Annotated in this window: 21 protein-coding genes and 2 pseudogenes; 9 read left to right on the forward strand and 14 right to left on the reverse strand. The window is 36.0% G+C overall.

Annotated features, from left to right (window positions below; genetic code table 11):
- Positions 1-388 precede the first annotated feature (388 nt).
- Genes A361_RS29970 through A361_RS15760 form a run of 4 tightly spaced genes read right to left on the reverse strand, consistent with a single transcriptional unit; the run spans position 389 to position 2,327 of the window.
- A complete protein-coding gene (locus A361_RS29970) occupies positions 389-535 on the reverse strand; it encodes a hypothetical protein (protein WP_019382146.1) in 147 nt (48 codons plus the stop codon).
- Positions 536-584: 49 nt separating this feature from the next.
- Positions 585-1,721 carry a zinc-dependent alcohol dehydrogenase gene (locus tag A361_RS15750; RefSeq protein WP_019382147.1) on the reverse strand — a complete coding sequence of 379 codons (1,137 nt, stop codon included), beginning with the start codon at positions 1,719-1,721 and terminating at the stop codon, positions 585-587.
- 16 nt (positions 1,722-1,737) lie between these two features.
- The gene (locus tag A361_RS15755) at positions 1,738-2,100 is read right to left on the reverse strand and encodes a spore coat protein (RefSeq protein WP_019382148.1); all 363 of its coding nucleotides are present in this window, start codon (positions 2,098-2,100) and stop codon (positions 1,738-1,740) included.
- An 11-nt stretch (positions 2,101-2,111) separates the two neighbouring features.
- Positions 2,112-2,327: a hypothetical protein gene (locus A361_RS15760; RefSeq protein WP_019382149.1), complete on the reverse strand. Its 216-nt coding sequence runs from the start codon at positions 2,325-2,327 to the stop codon at positions 2,112-2,114.
- Positions 2,328-2,471: 144 nt separating this feature from the next.
- Between A361_RS15760 and A361_RS15765 the strand changes: the two genes are divergently transcribed.
- Both A361_RS15765 and A361_RS15770 read left to right on the forward strand, forming a co-directional pair.
- On the forward strand, positions 2,472-2,684 hold the full coding sequence (locus tag A361_RS15765) for a hypothetical protein (protein ID WP_009330592.1): 213 nt from the start codon (positions 2,472-2,474) through the stop codon (positions 2,682-2,684).
- Entirely contained in the window at positions 2,677-2,976 is a 300-nt protein-coding gene (locus A361_RS15770) for a spore coat protein (protein WP_019382150.1), read from the forward strand. Before A361_RS15765 ends, A361_RS15770 begins: the two co-directional genes overlap by 8 nt.
- Before the next feature lie 527 nt (positions 2,977-3,503).
- On the opposite strand, the gene A361_RS15775 is transcribed toward A361_RS15770, so the two are convergent.
- On the reverse strand, positions 3,504-3,869 hold the full coding sequence (locus tag A361_RS15775; RefSeq protein WP_019382151.1) for a winged helix-turn-helix transcriptional regulator: 366 nt from the start codon (positions 3,867-3,869) through the stop codon (positions 3,504-3,506).
- Positions 3,870-4,074: 205 nt separating this feature from the next.
- Between A361_RS15775 and hxlA the strand changes: the two genes are divergently transcribed.
- Positions 4,075-4,707: a 3-hexulose-6-phosphate synthase gene (hxlA, locus tag A361_RS15780; protein WP_019382153.1), complete on the forward strand. Its 633-nt coding sequence runs from the start codon at positions 4,075-4,077 to the stop codon at positions 4,705-4,707.
- Positions 4,708-4,714: 7 nt separating this feature from the next.
- A pseudogene (gene hxlB / locus A361_RS15785) lies at positions 4,715-5,272 on the forward strand (6-phospho-3-hexuloisomerase).
- Between the two features lie 539 nt (positions 5,273-5,811).
- On the opposite strand, the gene A361_RS15790 reads toward hxlB, so the two are convergent.
- The 3 genes from A361_RS15790 to A361_RS15800 form a co-directional block, all read right to left on the reverse strand.
- Entirely contained in the window at positions 5,812-6,324 is a 513-nt protein-coding gene (locus tag A361_RS15790) for a CBO0543 family protein (RefSeq protein WP_019382156.1), read from the reverse strand.
- On the reverse strand, positions 6,321-6,803 hold the full coding sequence (locus tag A361_RS15795; protein WP_019382157.1) for a hypothetical protein: 483 nt from the start codon (positions 6,801-6,803) through the stop codon (positions 6,321-6,323). Before A361_RS15795 ends, A361_RS15790 begins: the two co-directional genes overlap by 4 nt.
- A 328-nt stretch (positions 6,804-7,131) precedes the next feature.
- A complete protein-coding gene (locus A361_RS15800; protein WP_019382159.1) occupies positions 7,132-7,560 on the reverse strand; it encodes a hypothetical protein in 429 nt (142 codons plus the stop codon).
- 158 nt (positions 7,561-7,718) lie between these two features.
- Here A361_RS15800 and A361_RS29460 point away from each other — a divergent pair.
- The 3 genes and pseudogenes from A361_RS29460 to A361_RS15805 form a co-directional block, all read left to right on the forward strand.
- A pseudogene (locus A361_RS29460) lies at positions 7,719-7,853 on the forward strand (short-chain dehydrogenase); the annotation flags it as partial.
- Positions 7,854-7,855: 2 nt separating this feature from the next.
- Entirely contained in the window at positions 7,856-8,044 is a 189-nt protein-coding gene (locus A361_RS31500) for an SDR family oxidoreductase (RefSeq protein ID WP_350338692.1), read from the forward strand.
- Positions 8,045-8,680: 636 nt separating this feature from the next.
- Positions 8,681-9,778, forward strand: coding sequence for an L-dopachrome tautomerase-related protein (locus tag A361_RS15805; RefSeq protein ID WP_019382160.1), 1,098 nt, complete (start codon positions 8,681-8,683; stop codon positions 9,776-9,778).
- A 294-nt stretch (positions 9,779-10,072) separates the two neighbouring features.
- Here the strand turns inward: A361_RS15805 and A361_RS15810 are convergent, their stop codons facing one another.
- From A361_RS15810 to A361_RS15820, 3 genes are all read right to left on the reverse strand, one after another.
- Positions 10,073-10,444 (reverse strand): hypothetical protein, encoded by a 372-nt coding sequence (locus tag A361_RS15810; protein WP_019382161.1) that lies wholly within the window; start codon positions 10,442-10,444, stop codon positions 10,073-10,075.
- Positions 10,445-10,468: 24 nt separating this feature from the next.
- Positions 10,469-10,984 (reverse strand): acyl-CoA thioesterase, encoded by a 516-nt coding sequence (locus tag A361_RS15815; protein WP_019382162.1) that lies wholly within the window; start codon positions 10,982-10,984, stop codon positions 10,469-10,471.
- Positions 10,985-11,206: 222 nt separating this feature from the next.
- Positions 11,207-12,109: a LysR family transcriptional regulator gene (locus A361_RS15820; protein WP_019382163.1), complete on the reverse strand. Its 903-nt coding sequence runs from the start codon at positions 12,107-12,109 to the stop codon at positions 11,207-11,209.
- A gap of 899 nt (positions 12,110-13,008) precedes the next feature.
- Here A361_RS15820 and A361_RS15825 point away from each other — a divergent pair.
- Entirely contained in the window at positions 13,009-13,872 is an 864-nt protein-coding gene (locus A361_RS15825) for a helix-turn-helix domain-containing protein (RefSeq protein WP_019382164.1), read from the forward strand.
- 52 nt (positions 13,873-13,924) lie between these two features.
- Positions 13,925-14,302 (forward strand): VOC family protein, encoded by a 378-nt coding sequence (locus A361_RS15830; RefSeq protein WP_019382165.1) that lies wholly within the window; start codon positions 13,925-13,927, stop codon positions 14,300-14,302.
- A 543-nt stretch (positions 14,303-14,845) separates the two neighbouring features.
- Here A361_RS15830 and A361_RS15835 read toward each other — a convergent pair.
- From A361_RS15835 to A361_RS15845, 3 genes are all read right to left on the reverse strand, one after another.
- Positions 14,846-15,835, reverse strand: coding sequence for an ornithine cyclodeaminase family protein (locus A361_RS15835; protein WP_026041732.1), 990 nt, complete (start codon positions 15,833-15,835; stop codon positions 14,846-14,848).
- 155 nt (positions 15,836-15,990) lie between these two features.
- Positions 15,991-17,250 (reverse strand): NAD(P)/FAD-dependent oxidoreductase, encoded by a 1,260-nt coding sequence (locus tag A361_RS15840; RefSeq protein WP_019382168.1) that lies wholly within the window; start codon positions 17,248-17,250, stop codon positions 15,991-15,993.
- Between the two features lie 237 nt (positions 17,251-17,487).
- Positions 17,488-18,573 carry a dipeptidase gene (locus tag A361_RS15845; RefSeq protein WP_026041733.1) on the reverse strand — a complete coding sequence of 362 codons (1,086 nt, stop codon included), beginning with the start codon at positions 18,571-18,573 and terminating at the stop codon, positions 17,488-17,490.
- Position 18,574 lies beyond the last annotated feature (1 nt).

Here is an 18,574-nt window from a genome sequence, read left to right on the forward strand (position 1 = left end):
TATGATGGATCACCCAAACCATAATGATCGGTAAAAGGGGTTCCCCTTTAATATAAACCCCCTCAAGTAGAAATAATTGTAATTTTAACTTTATCAAGTTGTTTCGAAAATGATGTCCATGGGACATCTTCATTTTTACCAATTTAAAATCAAGAACCCACTTTTCACGCACAAAATCTTCTAACTTCTTTATTTTTTCAGACATCCCACCGCTCCTTTACACATAAGAACCCACTCTTTATAAACCAACTTTACTTAATCAAACTAAATCAAACCTTAGTCTATGTAATATCAGCCGAACTTTAAGTTACGCACTCTATAGTGCTCGGTAATTAAATCATGATTCAACAAAAAAGACGATGGATGATCACCGCCTTAATTGATTATTTTATTTTTCTGTAAATTTATTTTTGAAATAAAGGTAATCAACCTTATGTTTTGTGGCCATTAATTGTGATGCAAGTATTGCCGTGTAGATCGTTGTTAATAGTATGCTCAAAACTGCTATCCCAAATAATGAGTCCTTGTTATTCAAAATACAACCTCCCATTCTAAAAGGGGAATTCATCCTGGATTTATTCAATTTAAGGTTTTAGAATGACTTTTATACAATTATCGGTCCTTGTGTCAAAAACTTCGTATCCATGCTTTGCCTGGTCTAATGGAAGAACATGTGTAATTACATCACCAATATCAACCTTTCCTTCAGATATAAGATTGTAAAGAAAAGGCATATACGGAATAACTGGGGCCTGCCCCGTTTTAATGTCAACATTTCTTTGGAAAATGTCTCCTAACGGGAACCCATTATAACGTCCCCCATAAACACCGGTAATTTGGATGGTCCCAGCTTTGCGTACAGCCTGTGACGCAATGACAAGCCCGCCCATTGCACCGCCATGAAGCTTCATTCCGGATGCAAGATATTCAAGAGGCGTCATTTTGCCGCTCATACCTGAACAATCAATAACTATATCTGCTCCACCTTTTGTTATCTCTCTTAAATATTCGCCAACGTTTTCATGTTCTTCAAAATTTACAGTCTCCACTTTATTGGTCCGTTTCGCATGCTCAAGCCGGTAATTGTGATAATCGACCGCAATTACACGCTCAGCACCTTTAAACCAGGCAAATTTTTGAGCAAGGAGACCTACTGGACCACATCCTAAAACGATGACAGTATCACCAGCTTTGACACCAGAGTGATCTACACTCCAATAAGCTGTTGAGGCTGCATCTGCAAGTAACACCAACTTTTCATCTTCTACTTCGCAGTTCTCCGGTAATTTGAATGGAGTAAAGTTTCCATATGGAACACGCATATATTCAGCTTGTCCGCCAGCAAATCCACCGGTTGTTTCTGAATATCCAAAGAAACCGCCCATTTCACCATGAGGGTTTGAATTATCACATTGGCTGGTTAAGTCATGGTTACAGTACCAGCAATGCCCGCAGCTTACATTAAAGGGAATAATTACCCGATCCCCTTTTTTCAATTTTGTTACTTCCGGTCCTACTTCTTCGACTACCCCCATCGGTTCATGGCCTATTACGTAATCAGTTGGCATATTGGGAATCATTTGATGAATCAAATGCAAATCGGATCCGCATATAGCAGAAGAAGTTATTTTTACAATGATATCATCACCATTTTTAATATTTGGGTCTTTTACTTCTTTTACCTGGACATTTTTATTCCCCTGGTACGTGACAGCTTTCATTTTTCTCTAACCTCCCTTATTTATTAGGCGTTGCAAACATTCCAAGTCTATCCGTATCATTCGGGAATAAGTTCATCCCTGCAATCATTAAAGCATTGTCGGCAGATTTAAGATCCAACTCAACTTGCTTGCCAACATCTTTCGGATATAACCAGCCCTTGCTTATCATCAATTCAGATATCTCTGTGTGTAAATCAATGGATTGTTCCATTTGCCTATATAATGCTTCCCTTAACTCCTGGCTCGCTGTTTCAGTTAACGCAATGGCATATGTATGAATGCCCGTTTTAACTGAAAGAAGAAATTCCAATGCAATGCCTGAATCTGCCATTTCTGGCATATGTTCAGCCCCTTGGGGATCCAAATAATCCATTTCCATATTTTTTCACCTCACTTTATATAATTGGTTCTTGCCCCTTTATAAAATTCTTTAAGTTCATTTATCGCTGCGATTGACTGTTGAACATCTTTTTCCATCAGTGCTTTTAAATCATTATCGAAACAAAGGCCCTGCATAAGCTTTGATTTCAATAAGCATACAGTTTTCAGGTTTAATACCTCATGTGTTTCCATTGTTTCATGATAAGCCAAGCTTTTCTTCTCCATGACTTCACCTCCTAAAATTAAAATCCCTTTAATATGTGAATATTATTCAATGGAATGTTACTGATTATGGAATATTTTTGGTGGAATGTAAATCTCCTGTCTGAAGCAAGATAAGAGAAGTTTTTAAAGATTGGAGAGATACTCATGACAAAATATTTAGGACTTCATGAAACGCTGGAGACACTCGAGTTAATTGCATTTAAAACAGTATGTTTAACAAAAGCTGTAACTATGAGCAAATTGCTTCCTGATGGAGATCTTAAAACGATTCTTTCTGGTGATTTAGAATCAGGGAGTCAAGGCCTAAAGCAACTTCAGACCTTTATTACAAACCGGGAGGAGACTCACAATGACTAATCTCCTGCAAAACATGGCTGGAATGGGAGGATTAACAGAACGGGCAATCGCTTCGGATTTTCTGATTTCATCTAAATCTGCCGTCAGAAATCTCGCATTTGCTATTACGGAAACAGCTACACCTGAACTGAAATCAGCTCTTCGCGAGCAATTAAGAAATGCATTGGATACACATGCCAAGATAACAGATTTTATGATTGCCAATGGATATTATCATCCTAATCATTTAGATGACCAAATAAATGTGAGACTGCAGGATGCACATACCGCTTTAAACCTTAAAGATCAATAGGGGCAGTAATGTATGTTTTACGCAATAAAAAATCAGCTGCTAATAAACAGCTGATTTTTTCCTTCAATATATTACACAAGCAGATCTTCAATCTGCCCGTCAGTTGAAGAAGAAAAGTGGCCTGTCATTGTTACCTTTCACACCGCAATCATTGTATAAAATTCAAAATGAACTTTTGTGGGTTTCCTACTTTTAACAAAAATACATAACACAAAAACAAGCATCGACAGGAGAGTATTTCAAAACTGTATTTTTCTTAAAAAGGGCTCCAGATACGGAACGGGCGGATTTACATTATTTTCTGGTTGAATTACATTTGGAGTAACTTTACCACCACTTATACCCATCTTCCTCTAATAATTGATGATCAGTTCCCGGTCCCATAGATCCAGATGAATGGGAGTGGATGGGAACTCCATTTATTTAGAAGCCTCTAAAATAGGTTCAATCCATTTCCTAGATAGTTCTTAAAAATGGCTAACCGTGGCAAGTTATGATTGTCTTACAGTATGAAAAGAAACTTTTTTCTACTTAACTGCTGATTGATCCTCAGTCTCCTTTTCCAATACATTCTCAATATAATCTTTTCCCCATTCATACATAGCATCTATAATCGGTAAAAGTCTTTTTCCATGCTCAGTCAATGAATATTCAACTTTTGGTGGAACTACAGGGTAAACTTCACGATGTACTATTAAATGATCTTCAAGTTCGCGTAATTGATTAACAAGCATTCTTTGGGTAATACCCGGCATAAGGGATTTTAATTCACCAAATCGTTTCGTTCCTTCTTTGCCTAGATGCCATAAAATCAACAATTTCCATTTACCACCAATTACTGAAAGTGTTAATTCTTTTTCACAGTTGAAGGTTTTCTCTCCTAAATTTGGCACTCACTTCACCTCCCCCCTTATTTTATCCAATAGTATACTTTTTATCACTATATGGGATAAAAGTGCGTACTTTTTATTTTGGAATATACTCAGTATACTAAGTAACGTGCTAGTTAGTAAATAGCTTTTCAAAAGGAAACATTTGCACATGTCGAATGACAGCCTCCTAGCACAATATAAAACATTCTATAAGGAGCGAATATAAATGAAATTACAATTAGCATTAGATCTTGTCGATATTCCGGGAGCAATTGAATTAGTGAAAGAGGTAGAAGAGCATATTGATGTTGTAGAAATTGGTACACCTGTGGTGATCAATGAAGGTCTTAAAGCAGTGAAAGAAGTAAAAGCTGCATTTCCTAACTTAACCGTATTAGCTGACTTGAAAATTATGGATGCAGCTGGATATGAAGTAAGTCAAGCATCTGCTGCAGGTGCTGACATCATTACGATTCTTGGAACTGCAGAAGACGAGTCAATTAAAGGTGCAGTAGAAGAAGCTAAAAAACAAGGGAAACAAATCCTTGCTGATATGATCGCTGTTAAGGATATTGCAGCCCGTGCAAAAGAACTAGATGAACTTGGTGTTGATTATATCTGTGTTCACACCGGTTACGACCTTCAAGCTGTTGGAAAGAATTCTTTCGAAGACCTTACAACGATCAAAAGCGTTGTTAAAAATGCGCAAACTGCCATTGCAGGTGGAATCAAATTAGAAACACTTCCTGAAGTGATTAAACAACACCCAGATCTAGTTATCGTAGGTGGTGGGATCACGAATAAAGAAGATAAAAAAGCTACAGCACGCGAAATGCAAAAATTAATTAAACAAGGTTGAATCAACTATGAAGACTACTCGATATTTAGCCGATGTCGTTCAAGAATTAAATCAAACGGTACACTTAATCTCTGATTAAGAAGCAGAGAAATTAGTAAACCAGATTTTAGAATCCAAGAAAATCTTTGTGGCTGGTGCTGGCAGATCTGGATTGATGGGTAAATCTTTCGGAATGCGAATGATGCACATGGGGATTGATGCTTATGTGGTTGGTGAAACAGTAACAGCTAATTTAGAAAAGGACGATTTATTAATCATTGGTTCTGGTTCAGGTGAAACCAAAACCTTAGTTGCCATTGCTGAAAAAGCTAAAAGCTTAGGAGGTACAGTCGCAGCTATAACCATTTCCCCAGAATCAACCATTGGAGAATTAGCTGATATTATTGTTAAATTACCGGGAGTAACGAAAGACCAGTCTGAAGGTAATTACAAGACCATTCAACCAATGGGATCTCTATTTGAGCAGACGATGTTGTTATTTTATGATGCCTTAATCTTGCGTTTTATGGAGAAAAAAGGCTTAGTTTCTAATAAAATGTATGGTAAACATGCTAATCTCGAATAGATTAATATAAGTTTTATTTTACCCTACTTTAAATTATTTAATTAACAAGTTAAATATAAATCTAGAATAGAGCATAGCTAAAATATACAGAAAAGGACACATTTTTTAAGTTTGTGGCCTTTTCTGTATATTAACCGACAGGTAAGACGATCCCTTGTATTTAGGTTTAAGTGTATATTAAATCATATTATTACTCTTTTCTGCTTATCCTTCTTCCACTAACCGCCCTGTTTGTTCAATAAGAAAAAGCCACCTGTAGGTTTCCCTTTGAAGTCTTAACTGTAATTGAACAGATGGTTTCAGAAACAATTTGTTCATAACAGAGCTCGCTTTCATTACCAACTCCGTACATTATCCTTGGTCTGCCTTTTGTTCCGATTAATAATAAGTCCATTACCTCTACTTCACCATATCAATGATGGTGCTATGAAAATCTTTTTGACTACAAATCCTAACGTTTATGGTGAAACTTCCCTTCTAAATATGTCCTTATTTTATAGGAAAATGTTACATCGACAAATAATGGTGTTTTAATCGAGTCAATTAGTTGGAGTCCTTTTGTAAGGGTCTTTCTTTTCAATAAAGTTCGAAAGCCAAATGGTAGCAGCAAAAACAACCAAATAAGTGATATAAGATAAATACAATTTCCAACCTGTATATGTAAAAACTTGAAACTTTACTGCAATCCATTCTAGAGCAATCGCTACCCCAGCCCAAAAAATAATATAAAATAGATACTTTAGGCCTTTTGGTTTTTTATATTGATAGAAGTTTACGACAAAGTAAGAAAGAGTAGGGTAAGTTACAAAGTGCAATAATACATCAAATAATTCATGCTTTTTATGATCAATCGTAAAGTATAATTCATATGGTTTTACACTAAGGGTAATATCAGCTAACAAAGCAAGAAAAGCATTAAATGTCCAAATAATTGTGATGGTAGCAGCAGGCAAGCGTCTAGGTAATATAAACATGAGGGCCCAAGTAAGTATTGTGGAAAAGATAATAAATATTTCATTTGCATCAAATTTCTCAGGAAGAGGTAACATCATGAAGTATTCACCTCTTTGTCTCTACAAATAAGTTTTTCTAAATAAAAAGAGTAAATAGCCAATAATAAAATAATCAGAGTGTATCTCAAATATGAATAAAATACATTCCAATTTACCCATTCCAAATATCCAATATGAACGAAAAATAGTTCAATTGAAATGAGTGCCGTTAAGAAGATGAAGAGATGAATAAGTTTACTAAAAATAGTTCTTTTAGAGAACAAAATATAAATAACCCATAAAAGTAACGCTGGCTTGAGTGACAACTCAGGAATTTTTTGTGTCCAAAAAATTAACTGACTTGGATCTTGCTTTGTAAGTTCTAAATTTAAATTAATGATCAGACCTGTATTTGTAATAAAAATATTGGAGAAAAAATAACAGCCCAAGATGTTAGTGACGTTCATTTTCTTCATCAAGATGTATAAGGAAGCAAAGGATAATATTGCTAAAATTAGAAAAAGCCACAATGTTTTCATATTAGCCACCATTTTTATTATCTTGTGCATTATTTTGTACATATAATGTCAAAAAAATACTGCATCTAAAGAAAACAAACAGTAAATGCAAAGCTGAATTCATATTTGTTATTCATATACCAGCTAATAGGATGTCAACTTTTGAGGAATAGAAAATCTGATGCATGATGATATTTATGCCTTCCACGAACTTTCTCGCTTCACTAGGCTGAAAGCCTTTGTAAAATCCAAAGATCACTAAATCCCCTCTCGATTAAAGTCACCTCAGTATAAAAATTAATCCGTTATTCCTATGTACAAGTGAAATACTGCTTACCTCCATCGCCTTTCATAATAAATCAGTTTCCCATAACCCAAGCTGGCCTTTTGCTGGGATACGTTCATTCAAGATCTTCATGTCTTGAACCTCCCAAGCATATCCTCCCACAGTAAAGTCTCCTAAAAAATAATCATTTCCTGATACGATTTGTCCATTTTCCAGGACTGCTGATGTCTGATTTTTTTCAGTTATCTTCAGACAATTTTCAAGTCGGCCTACAGCAATGATCATTCCGGTCGGAAGGGTCTCTTCTGTATATCCATGCTTACCGAGCAGCGAACGGATGGCCACATGCCTGCAGACAGCCTTGTCTATTTTTTTACTTGTATGAATGGCCAGCGGCCCGCGATAATTTGTTTTCCATGACCTTGTTTCAAATTCATTCTCTCGAAGGACAAAAAGACTTGCCCAAGGCTGAATCATAGATAATACCTTCATTCTCACGGCCACCAATCTATAAAGTTTCGTTTGTCTTATCGTGTCCGTAGAGAAGAATATTATTAGCAAAATGGGGGTGGAACCCTAGAAAAACGTATGTCCTTCCCGCTTGCTGTAGTTGACGCTGCTAAAAAAGCAGTTTCAATAATGCTTCAAAGGCAGCAATTATCAATTTTTCAAAGAGCTTATCAAAGGCCTATGCCGCACAGGGAATATTGGTGAATACTGTGTCACCAGCATTTATCATGACAACAATGCTGGAAAAACTATTAAAAGATAATGCGAAGAGCTGAGTATATCCTATGAAGAAGCTACTCAACAATTTTTAAAGGAAAACCGTCCACATGTCGAAGTAAAACAGCCTGGAACAGTTGATGAAGCAGCGTCTGCTGTTGTTTATCTCGCTTCTGAACAGGCTTCCTTTATTAATGGTGTAAACATTCGTGTAGATGGCGGCTCAGTTGCGAGTATATTAATTAACTAATTTATAAGAAAAAAAATTAAACAAAAAAGGCTATCTTTTATCGATAGCCGCTTTTTTGTTTAGATTACACTAATCTGTTTCCGCCCGTTTTCTTTAGATATGTATAAAGCTTTATCAGCCCGAGATAGTAAAAAATGCTTCGTGTCACCTTTCTATATTCTATAACACAAAACTGTATTTGATTTTCCTTTGAATAGTCCTTGGGATAATTAGTAAACATGCTTGGAGTTTACAGTTATTTATGATACGGTTCTCCTTGGTGCATCTAAATTAGTTTTTCTAAATTAGAGTAAAAAGTCTAGCACTCGTTAACTAGATGCTAGACTCTTTGATTCAATTATTTTTACTATAAGAAAATAAAATAGAAAACTTTCCTGTGGGGATTGTGAATGGAGAAAGGCATAAAACAAATTAGTGAACCCTACTGTACCTCCTTTCTTAATTAGGTTTAGGAGATTAACCCCATAATTTAGATTGAAATTTCCAGTGATAGTAGTACCTTTAGGGAAACAATTTCAATTAGTTGGGATTTAATTTACAATTTTTTTATCGAAAGCCAATTAAGAACCAGGCACTAGAAAAAATTTTAATCATATATTAGGTGATATCCCGTGCGAAATTTTTGAGGAGGATATCATGAAACCTATGTTACCTATGGAAAAATATTTCGGTAAGTTAGAACTAGTCTATGTATTTTATGGGGCTATGCCGACAGGCGTTAGTGTATCAGAAACTGGTCGTATTTTCATTTGCTTTCCGAAATGGGGAGACGACGTTAAATTCACAGTGGCGGAAATTGTTGGGGATACTTTGCAGCCTTATCCTAGTTTAGAAACCAATTTTGGTAATCAAGGTAATATCACAATGTCTTTCATCAGTGTCCAAAGTGTAGTTGCGGATGGAAGGGGAACACTTTGGGTATTGGATACAGCGGCACCGAATTTTTCTGTACCAATTAAAGGAGGGGCAAAATTAGTCGCTATTGATTTAAAAACTAATACAATAAGAAAAGTATATACCTTTACAGAAGATGTTGTCCTGCCAACAACTTATCTGAATGATGTCCGATTTGATTTTCGTGTTGGAAAAGCGGGTTATGCATATATAACGGATTCATCTTCCAAAGGACCAGGAGCTATTATCGTTGTAGATTTAGCAAATGGAAACGCGTTTAGACGGTTGAATGGAGCAAATTCAACTTCACCCGATCCTTATTTTTTACCGAAAGTAGAAGGTAAAATTTTGATGAACCGAAACAAAGATGGTTCAACGTCTCCATTTAGATTGGCGTCTGATGGTATAGCGATTTCTCCCGATGGAAAGATTTTATTTTTTTGTCCACTTACCAGTCGGCATTTATTTTCGATCTCAACAGAAGCTCTAAGAGACAGAACGATACCTGACATGGATTTATTTTATCAGGTGGAGTACCGGGGAGAAAAAGGTGCGTCTGATGGAATGATCACTGGGGCAAAAGGAACCATTTATGCTGGAGACTATGAAAACAACAGTATTCGAAAGATATTGCAGAATGGCATAATGGAAACAATCGCTCATGATCCGAGAATTTTATGGCCAGATACTTTTTCAATTGGGCCGGATCAATACTTATATGTCATTGTGAACCAATTACATCGGCAGGCAAGGTTTCATTACGGAAAAGACCTTCGACAGAAACCTTATAGTTTACTACGTATGAAAATTGATGAATTCCCTGCTCCTACTTTTTCGTAATAAATGCTGCAAATGTAAATAAAGCTTAATGATAATAGGCGAAAAAGACAGATTCTAAATATAGAGTCTTTCTTTTTATTTTTGAAAAAAATAAAATACCCCACTCAAAAATGAGCAGGGCAGATAAAACACTAAAACTTAGCAATAATGAATTGGTTTAACAGTTTTCTTCGTTATAATAGCCTTTTTTATAATATTTTTCCCAATAATTACCTCTACTCTTTGCTTTACCACTATTTGTTGTACGGTTCACGTAAAAGTTCTAAGTGAGGTTTGAAAGGTTCCCTTCGGCTATTAACGGACAATAGTTGGACCAACTAATGCTTCTGGTTTTTCTCCCAAAGCCAACTTGCTAATATTAGCATAGCTGAGCTGTTTATACGTTTTGAGTAACTGTTGTAAATCAAGGAATTTTTTATCTGTTTTTAAATTTTCGATTTCCCGATAATAGACAGACAAAACATAATCATCTTTTGACGCTGAATTGAATTTACCTGGGTCTTCATCCATAATTAATGCACCCATATATTGATATCCAAACTGTAATTGACGAGTCAGTTTAATGATATTTATAAATTTTCTATAAATAGATGGTTTTGCGTCTTTTAAATTTCCGATTGCCATTTGCGCATTTTTCAATTGGTCGTAACTCGATGTTGTCAGCATAATATCTCTCCTTTTTGATTCGTATTAGTCCCATGGTTTATCCAGTGAAAGTTTGGACACGAGTTCTTTATTTTTTTGTCTTTTTAGCTTGCGAACTCTTTCACGTTCTTTTCCCGTTTCATAGAGAAATTTTTCTTCCTCTGTTTCTGGAATAACAGTTGGCACTTCTATCGGTCTTTTATCTTGGTCTAGAGGTACAAAAGTTAAGAATGCAGTAGCTGCGATTCTGCGGTTTCCAGTTTCAAGATTTTCGGCAATTACTTTACAGAAAATCTCCATTGACTTTTTACCTGTATAGCTGACAAATGATTCTATACAGACCGAATCACTTTGTCGAATCGGTTCGAGGAAATTTACTGAGTCGGTCGATGCAGTAACACATTCCTTTACCCGTGAATGCCTGCGAGCGGAAAGCGTCGCACAAGCATCCATCTTCTTCATTAGAACTCCACCAAATAATGTATGATAGTTGTTCAAATCATTAATGAGTACTTGATCCGTCTGAACAACACGCGTTTCTTTAACTTTTTTAGCTTCCATGAATTACTACCACCCTATTTAAAAATACATTGAAGCGTTCGCCTCATATGCATTAGCTTTTTCACAAGGACAATTATAATATGACTATAGTGGGAAGATACAATGCCAATCCCATATACAATTCATAACAAAACAGTATGTAAGCGCTCTTTAGCCTATACAATTAAAAAAACCTCCCCTCTTAAACAAGGGGAAGCCTTCTAATTTTTGACTTATTCTAGATTATGAATCATGGTTATGATTAGCTGTCGACAGCTTTACTTTGGCAAATCGGATAAATTCTTTCGCAACCTGTGATAAATATGCATCTTTTTTCCAGATCATCGCTAGATTCCATTCGATTGTCGGATTGGTTACGGTTATAGTCCGAAAATCATTTGCTAGTTCTAAACATGTATTCTCAGGCAGCAATGTAATACCTATATTGTAAGCAACTAATTCTTGAATAAAATCTAATTGTGATGTTTCCGAAATAATTATCGGTTGAAAACCAGCTTCTCTGCAAGCAGTGGTGACAAGGTTTCTTAACTCAAAATCCCGGTTGAACATAATAAAGCTCTCTTCTTTAAGCTCTTCCAATGACACTTCCTGTTTCCCGGCAAGACGATGAGACGAGGGTACAACTAGTTTCAATTCCTCATTAACAAACATATAATAGTCGAAATCATCAATTTTATCTGGAAGAACGACAACCCCAAAATCTAGCAAGCCATTTATAACCTTCTCTTCAATCGGCTTAGATCCATGCTCCTCCAATTGAAATGTAACCTCTGGATATTTTTCATGAAACGAAGCAATCAGTTGTGAGAAGAAAATGGAATTGGTAATCGCAGGGAGCCCAATACGGACATGGCTCTTTTTCAGCATGAACATCTTACCAAGTTCCGCATCCAATAGTTGCAACTGCTTTTCAATTGTTAATGCATGTTTTTTTAGAATAAATCCTGCATCTGTTAATATCAGCTTTTTTCTTGTACGAATAAATAGCTGTGTACCAAGTTCAACCTCTAATGATTTGATAATTCTACTGAGGGCAGGCTGCGTAATGAACAGATTTTCAGCTGCAATAGTGAAATTGCCAGTACGTGTAACTTCAATAAAACACTCCAAATGTTTAATTTCCAATTTCATCAAACACCTTATATACTTTTTTAAGATAATTTATTCTACCACACTTTTTACTTTGGCAACCTCGCTTGTGATTTATCAAAAAGGCAAATCAATATTTTTGAAAAAACCTCATTTTCTTATGGTACGGTTCACCGTAAAGTATCTAAATGAGGATTATCTATATTATTGAGAGGTAGTTTTTTACATAACTACCCTTTCTTTAATATCTATAATCATACAGAATTCAATCATAAAATCTATTCTAAGAATGCCGTTAAATCCATAGGTTTCCTTTGGATTCCTAACTGTAATTGATTTCAAATAAATAAAATGCTACATCGACAAATAGTGTGATCTAATTGAATCAACTAGTTGAAGTCCATTTGTAAGGGTGCTTCTTTTCAACAAAGTTCGAAAGCCAAATTAATATGAACGAAATAAATTTCATTTGAAACAAGGGCTGTTAAGAAGATGAAGAAATAAAGAAGTTTACTAAAAATAGTTCTATAAGAGAACAAAATATAAATTATCCATAAAAGTAACGCTGGCTTGAGTGACAACTCAGGAATTTTTTGTGTCCAAAAAATTAATTGACTTGATGGATCTTGCTTTGTTAATTTATATGTAATTATTTTATACATAAAGTGTCAAAAATACACGGTATCTAAAGAAAACAAACGTAACTGATAAGCATTTTCTTTCTTAAGCAAGAATCAATAGAAGCCAAAAATATGCAAGTTTTATTCATAACTTGTTTCATTTTTGGCTTTTATTTTCCCAAGAATAAAAACCCTCATTTATTTATGGTACGGTTCATCCAAATTCGTTGGTAATATATATGAACAACTTAAAATTCTATTATTATGTATAATATTACTATGGAAAAATAAGTTATCTACTATGGAGATTGTATTATGACAAAAAATGAATCTGCCAATTTCGTGTTGCATGCAAAAAGTGAACAGTTTTACTGGGAAGGGATTGGTCAACTGTCTCTTAAAACATTCTTTAATGGTAAAGCCCATTATAAGACTAACAAAGGCTTTTTTGCTGTTGAAGAGAGTAGATACCTTCTCCTCAATGAGGGTGAGTACACTATATCAATTGATGAACCTAAAGTTGTAGAATCCTTTTGTCTTTTCTTTAAAGATGGGTTTGCAGAAGAAGTCCTTCATTCCTTCAAAGAAACTAATGATCGTCTTCTAAGCGATCCGTTTAAGGATACAAGTTCTATTGGTTTTTTTGAAAAAACCTATCATAAAAATAATGCTCTATCTTCTCAACTGGAAAATTTTATGCAGATATTACCTAGTCTTGAGATTGATTCCATTGGTTATGAGGAACAATTTCATAAGATAATGTATTCTATTTTAAATGAACACTTTAATACATATAAAGAAATTGAATCATTACATGCAATTCGTAATTCTACACGTGAAGAATTATATAGAAGGGTAAGTATTGCACATGATTATATTAGATCATATTTTAATCAACCTATAAAACTAGATGAAGTTGCTAGAGTTGCTTGTTTATCACCTAACCATTTATTAAGAAATTACAATCAAATATACGGCAGAACACCTCATCAGCATATTTCAGAATTTAGAATACAAAAAGCAAAGCAACTATTATCAAAAGCAGATAAAAATATGACTGATATAACCTTTATACTTGGATTTCAAAACCCTGTGTCCTTTAGTAAAATGTTTAAACAACATGTTGGTATATCTCCTATAGAATATCGAAAAAAGGTGATATTGGATAAGAAAAATTAGAGGAAATTATTTATGCTTACCTTGAATAGATATTTGAAAGGAGAAATGTATTATGGAAACAACAATGGTTCAAAGGGTTGGACAGATTGGTGTACCTGTTAAAGACTTGAATAGAGCATTAGATTTTTATAAAGAGAAATTAGGTCTCTCCCTTTTATTTAACACTGATAGTATGGCTTTCTTTGAATGTAATGGTTTGCGGCTAATATTATCACTACCAGAAAAAGATGAATTCGCTCATTCAAGTTCAGTTATTTATTTTCAAGTAACTAATATTAAAGATACTTATGAGAGCTTAGCAGGTAAAGAAGTTATCTTTATTGATGAACCACATGTTGTAGCGAAAATGGGACAAACAGAAACATGGATGGTATTTTTTAAAGATACAGAAGATAATACTCATGCATTTATGAGTGAAGTACAAGTTTAAGAAACCAAAAGGAGACCGTCTAAATAACCAACGGTCTCTTTCAATTTAAATTAGCCTCTTTAATAAATCTTTATCCAGAGTTACTTCCACTCTCTGCTTTACCACTATTTGTGATACGGTTCTCCACGATTAATATTAAACTAATCAGAGCCCTTAACTTCTTCCGGCCTCTTGGAGATGGTGGTTTTCCCCTTATGCTTCCCAGACGTATTTTCCTTGAGGCATGGCTTGCCCTGTATGTTAAGCAAAAGGAACTTCTTCAAAAGTCTACAATTAACAGATTTTCTGGGTTTGCTGTACCCATATTGAAGATAATAAATATTATGTATTAACGCTTTTGTGCGTTTATGCTTTATTGTATGGAATTTAGATTTAGAATCAATTATAATTAAGTTGGTCGAACTATTCAGATAGTTGACCCCCTACAATCCTTTGAGCTTGGAGTATTCCAGGCTCTCTTTTTGTTATAATACAGATATTCGGCAAGGTGATATGGTTGCCTTGGTATTAAGGTTTCGTCGATTAAACCACTGGCTCCAATATTTAAAGAATAAGACTATCTCCTTTATCATTCCTAATTGCTTTTTTATAAACACTAGTTGCAACCATGGTATCGAGATAGCCAATACCCACCGATTTATAGAAGGTAATTTCGCTTTGAGTCTCTCGGCCAATTTTCTTACCGCAAATGATTTCACCGATTTCACTGTAGATAGAATCAGAACTCCATAATCCGGCCTTTTGTGGGACAAGGAAATCACCGGCCTCATGTAGAACACCTTCCAGTGTATCAACAACAATTTTATTACTCCTATTAAGTGTTTGGACGTCAACCTCTTGCATTTCCGGCTGATAAGAGCCAATTGCATTTATATGAGTCCCTTTTTTTAATAAAGTACCATCAAATAGAGGCGTTGAACTTTTCGAACTGCAAATAATGATGTCTGCTTCGCTCACAGCATTATTCGCATTCGCTTGAATGGTAATAGTTCCTTTCCAATCAGGATATATAGAATGCAGCTCTTCTTTTAATACATCAGCTCTTTCTATCGTACGATTAAAAAGTATGATGTGTTCCAGATCAACCACTGCCATCACTGCTTGAATTTGACCGATGGCTTGAGCACCACAGCCCAAAATTGTACAAACTTTCGAATCTTTTCGAGCTAAATATTTTGTTGCTACACCGCTCGATGCACCTGTTCTTAATACCGTTAAGTAGCTTGCATCCATTACAGCTACATGTTCTCCGGTTAACGCATTTGTCAGTAAAATCACACCTTGGAGCACTGGCCTGCCTTCTTTGATATTGTTAGGGAAAATGCTGACAACTTTTATAGCTGTATAGTTTTCCGGCTCGATATAAGATGGCATATACAAGGTTTCCGCACCAAGCTTTTCATGTGGAATAGATACTCTAATTGGTGCAACCGTATTATTAGCGTAACCGTAACAAAAAGCTTTTTCTACATCTTCTATACAATCTTTCATTGAATAAAGCTCTTTAATAGTTAAAGCGTTTAACATCAACAAAAAAACTCACCTCTATACGGCGCCTGGAGTATTCCATGCTTCAATTCTAGTCAGCCGCCTGAAATATTAAATAATAACTTTTTAAAAGCCAACTAACAGTTAATTCAGCTAAATCAATAAAATAACCTCCTCACCTATCTTGTTATTTCATTTATCTAATCATTCTGAAGTTTTGTGTTGAATCGGTCTGGCGCAAAAGGAGATAGGTCGATATCAGACTTCCCATTAGAAATTAAATCTGACATTACACTGCCTGTTGAAAGCGCCATGGATATTCCGCTCATAGCATGGCCGGAAGCAACGAATAGATTTGTAAAACTCGGAATCGCTCCCAAAACTGGCAAGCCATCTGGAGTCATTGGCCTCATCCCGCTCCAAACCTTTTCTTTTCCACTAATTGGCTTCCGTATATACTGATTAACAGATTGTCTTAAGCTTTCGATTCTACGCTGATCTTGATCAGAATTTAACCCTGACAATTCCATCGTGCCTCCAATTCTCGTGGATCCATTAAAAGGACTGATGGTAACCCTTGAATCTCCTAAATAAAGAGGCTGTTGAACCTGAATAGATGGAGAAGAAATAGTTAGACTGTATCCTTTTCCAGCAGTCATAGGAACTTTAATTCCAACTTTATTTAACATCTGACCAGCCCAAGCACCAGTAGTTACAAGAAAGTGGTCCCCTTCAATTGTCGTATCTCCTATATTCGCAGCAATAATCTGGTTACCTTGACGTATTAAGTCCTTTACTTCTGTTTGGGACCTCACCTCTACCCCATTAGCAACAAGCCATTTCGTGAGTGCTTGAGTTAGTGACTCGGGCCGGACATGACGTTCAGCAGGAAGATAAATTCCTCCCGCAACAGCATCAGACAAAGCAGGCTCCATTTCAATCACTTCTCTCTTTGTCTTCACAACAGGCAGGGGTAAACCAATTTTCTCAACGATTCGGTAACTATCAATCTTTTCTTCTATGTAACCTTCTTTTAAAAATACAAAAAGCAATCCCTTACGATGCATCTCAAATTCTAAACCGCCCTCTTCTTCCAGCTCATCGAATAATCTTAAAGTATTTTTGCTTAATTCCAATCCCGCCTCAAATCCTTTTTGATAGGCTTCTTCACTACAATATTTCCAAAACTGATATAACCAATTGGACAATGAGGGAACTACAGAAGGTTTAATATAAAGTGGGCTATCCCGTTTCATCATCCATTTTAGAGACGTTTTCACCAAACCTGGAGCTGGTACCGGGTCGGATAAACTCGGGCAAACCCACCCCATATTTCCACTGGAACATCCGGAACCAGGCTCCCCTTTATCAATGATCACAACATCGAATCCTTTCTTCCTAAGAAAATACGCGCTAGCAAGTCCAATGATGCCGCCACCTACAATTACAGCTTTCGTCATTTTCTTCTCCTCCTTTTTGTATAATTTTTAAAAGGGATTTGTATCGATATTTTCTAAATAGATTCAAGACTCCTAACCTATAAGGATTTATAATAAAAACTAAAGGATTGTATGATATAAATTCTCGAAATAAAATCAATAAATTGAACGATAATAACCTGAAATTGAAAGGAAAGGCTGAAGCCTTTCCTTCTCCTTTAAGCCATCAATCATGTTAAGAAAAATACTGAATGTAGCCTATTTCTTTATTTTATTGCCCTTTAGAATTGATGAGAATGTAATGGCTGAATTCCAAACACGCTCAAAGTTCCCCCAAGTTATCCCTTCAAGTTCTAAGGAGGAGAACCCTCGCTTTTCCATCTGCTCAAGAAGTCGCGGGACATCTGCAGCCCCATCCAACTCAGGGTTACTCGGCAATTTTCCACCGATGCTTTTTAGTGCTTCATTATCCATATAGTCTATGAAATCGAATCCGAATCCAAGATGCTTTACTCCTACCAAATCAGCAATGTAAGCTGCGTGATCTATGAACCGATCAATTCCTGGTCTTTTTGAATCTACAAATGCGGAGAACGCATTTAACCCAATGATCCCATCCCGTTCAGCAATGGCTTTTATCTGATCATCAGATAGATTCCGTGGGATATCACACACTGATCGGGCATTGGAGTGAGAAGCAAAAACTCCTGGTCCCGGATACTCACTTATCGCTTCCCAGAAAGATTTTTCATTTAAATGGGATAGATCAAGCATGACCCCTGCCTTTGCCATCTGATTAAGGAGTATTCGTCCTTTTGAAGTAAGACCACAAACTTCTTCTTCTCCCGGACCATTAAGCCCTGAAAGCCATGATCCTTTTCCAGCTATGGAAAGTGCTCTAGCCTCTGCATAATCATATCCTGGGAATCCACTGGCAAAAGCATTCGCTTCATTCCAAGTCATAAGGCCAGAAGTTAGACCTTGACCACATAAATCTGAAAATAAAGTCGGATCCTCATCAAGTGCAGCCATGCCCTCAATAGTTAATAAGATTGCAAGCTTCCCTGATTCTATCGCTGCTTTAGTCTCTGCCGGCGTTCTTACAAGTGCCAACTTTTCCGAAGATTCACTAATTTCGGCAGAAAGTGTCTCCATCATTTCCCGGGTTCTTTCGGCTGCGCGATGTGCCTGATCTAATTCTATCCATATCGTAAGACCTAGCACGTTAATGCCTGACTTACGAAGGACAGGCAAGTGCCTATTCTCTATTACTCGGCGTTCTCCCTGACTTCGACGCCATATCACGTCAACTAATATATCGCTATGCAAATCGATGAATGGCATA

The sequence above is a fragment of the Cytobacillus oceanisediminis 2691 genome (assembly GCF_000294775.2).
Classification (GTDB): Bacteria; Bacillota; Bacilli; order Bacillales; family Cytobacillaceae; genus Cytobacillus; species Cytobacillus pseudoceanisediminis.

Bases quoted from the DNA above. Each gene is read 5' to 3' on its own strand.
- A361_RS15760 (WP_019382149.1), bottom strand. From the start codon at position 2,327: ATGGAGAAGAAAAGCTTGGCTTATCATGAAACAATGGAAACACATGAG.
- A361_RS15800 (WP_019382159.1), bottom strand. From the start codon at position 7,560: ATGAAGGTATTATCTATGATTCAGCCTTGGGCAAGTCTTTTTGTCCTT.
- hxlA (WP_019382153.1), top strand. From the start codon at position 4,075: ATGAAATTACAATTAGCATTAGATCTTGTCGATATTCCGGGAGCAATT.
- A361_RS15810 (WP_019382161.1), bottom strand. From the start codon at position 10,444: ATGCTGACAACATCGAGTTACGACCAATTGAAAAATGCGCAAATGGCA.
- A361_RS15795 (WP_019382157.1), bottom strand. From the start codon at position 6,803: ATGAAAACATTGTGGCTTTTTCTAATTTTAGCAATATTATCCTTTGCT.
- A361_RS15765 (WP_009330592.1), top strand. From the start codon at position 2,472: ATGACAAAATATTTAGGACTTCATGAAACGCTGGAGACACTCGAGTTA.
- A361_RS15825 (WP_019382164.1), top strand. From the start codon at position 13,009: ATGACAAAAAATGAATCTGCCAATTTCGTGTTGCATGCAAAAAGTGAA.
- A361_RS15840 (WP_019382168.1), bottom strand. From the start codon at position 17,250: ATGACGAAAGCTGTAATTGTAGGTGGCGGCATCATTGGACTTGCTAGC.
- A361_RS15790 (WP_019382156.1), bottom strand. From the start codon at position 6,324: ATGATGTTACCTCTTCCTGAGAAATTTGATGCAAATGAAATATTTATT.
- A361_RS15805 (WP_019382160.1), top strand. From the start codon at position 8,681: ATGAAACCTATGTTACCTATGGAAAAATATTTCGGTAAGTTAGAACTA.
- A361_RS15830 (WP_019382165.1), top strand. From the start codon at position 13,925: ATGGAAACAACAATGGTTCAAAGGGTTGGACAGATTGGTGTACCTGTT.
- A361_RS15770 (WP_019382150.1), top strand. From the start codon at position 2,677: ATGACTAATCTCCTGCAAAACATGGCTGGAATGGGAGGATTAACAGAA.
- A361_RS15815 (WP_019382162.1), bottom strand. From the start codon at position 10,984: ATGGAAGCTAAAAAAGTTAAAGAAACGCGTGTTGTTCAGACGGATCAA.
- A361_RS15755 (WP_019382148.1), bottom strand. From the start codon at position 2,100: ATGGAAATGGATTATTTGGATCCCCAAGGGGCTGAACATATGCCAGAA.
- A361_RS15845 (WP_026041733.1), bottom strand. From the start codon at position 18,573: ATGCCATTCATCGATTTGCATAGCGATATATTAGTTGACGTGATATGG.
- A361_RS15750 (WP_019382147.1), bottom strand. From the start codon at position 1,721: ATGAAAGCTGTCACGTACCAGGGGAATAAAAATGTCCAGGTAAAAGAA.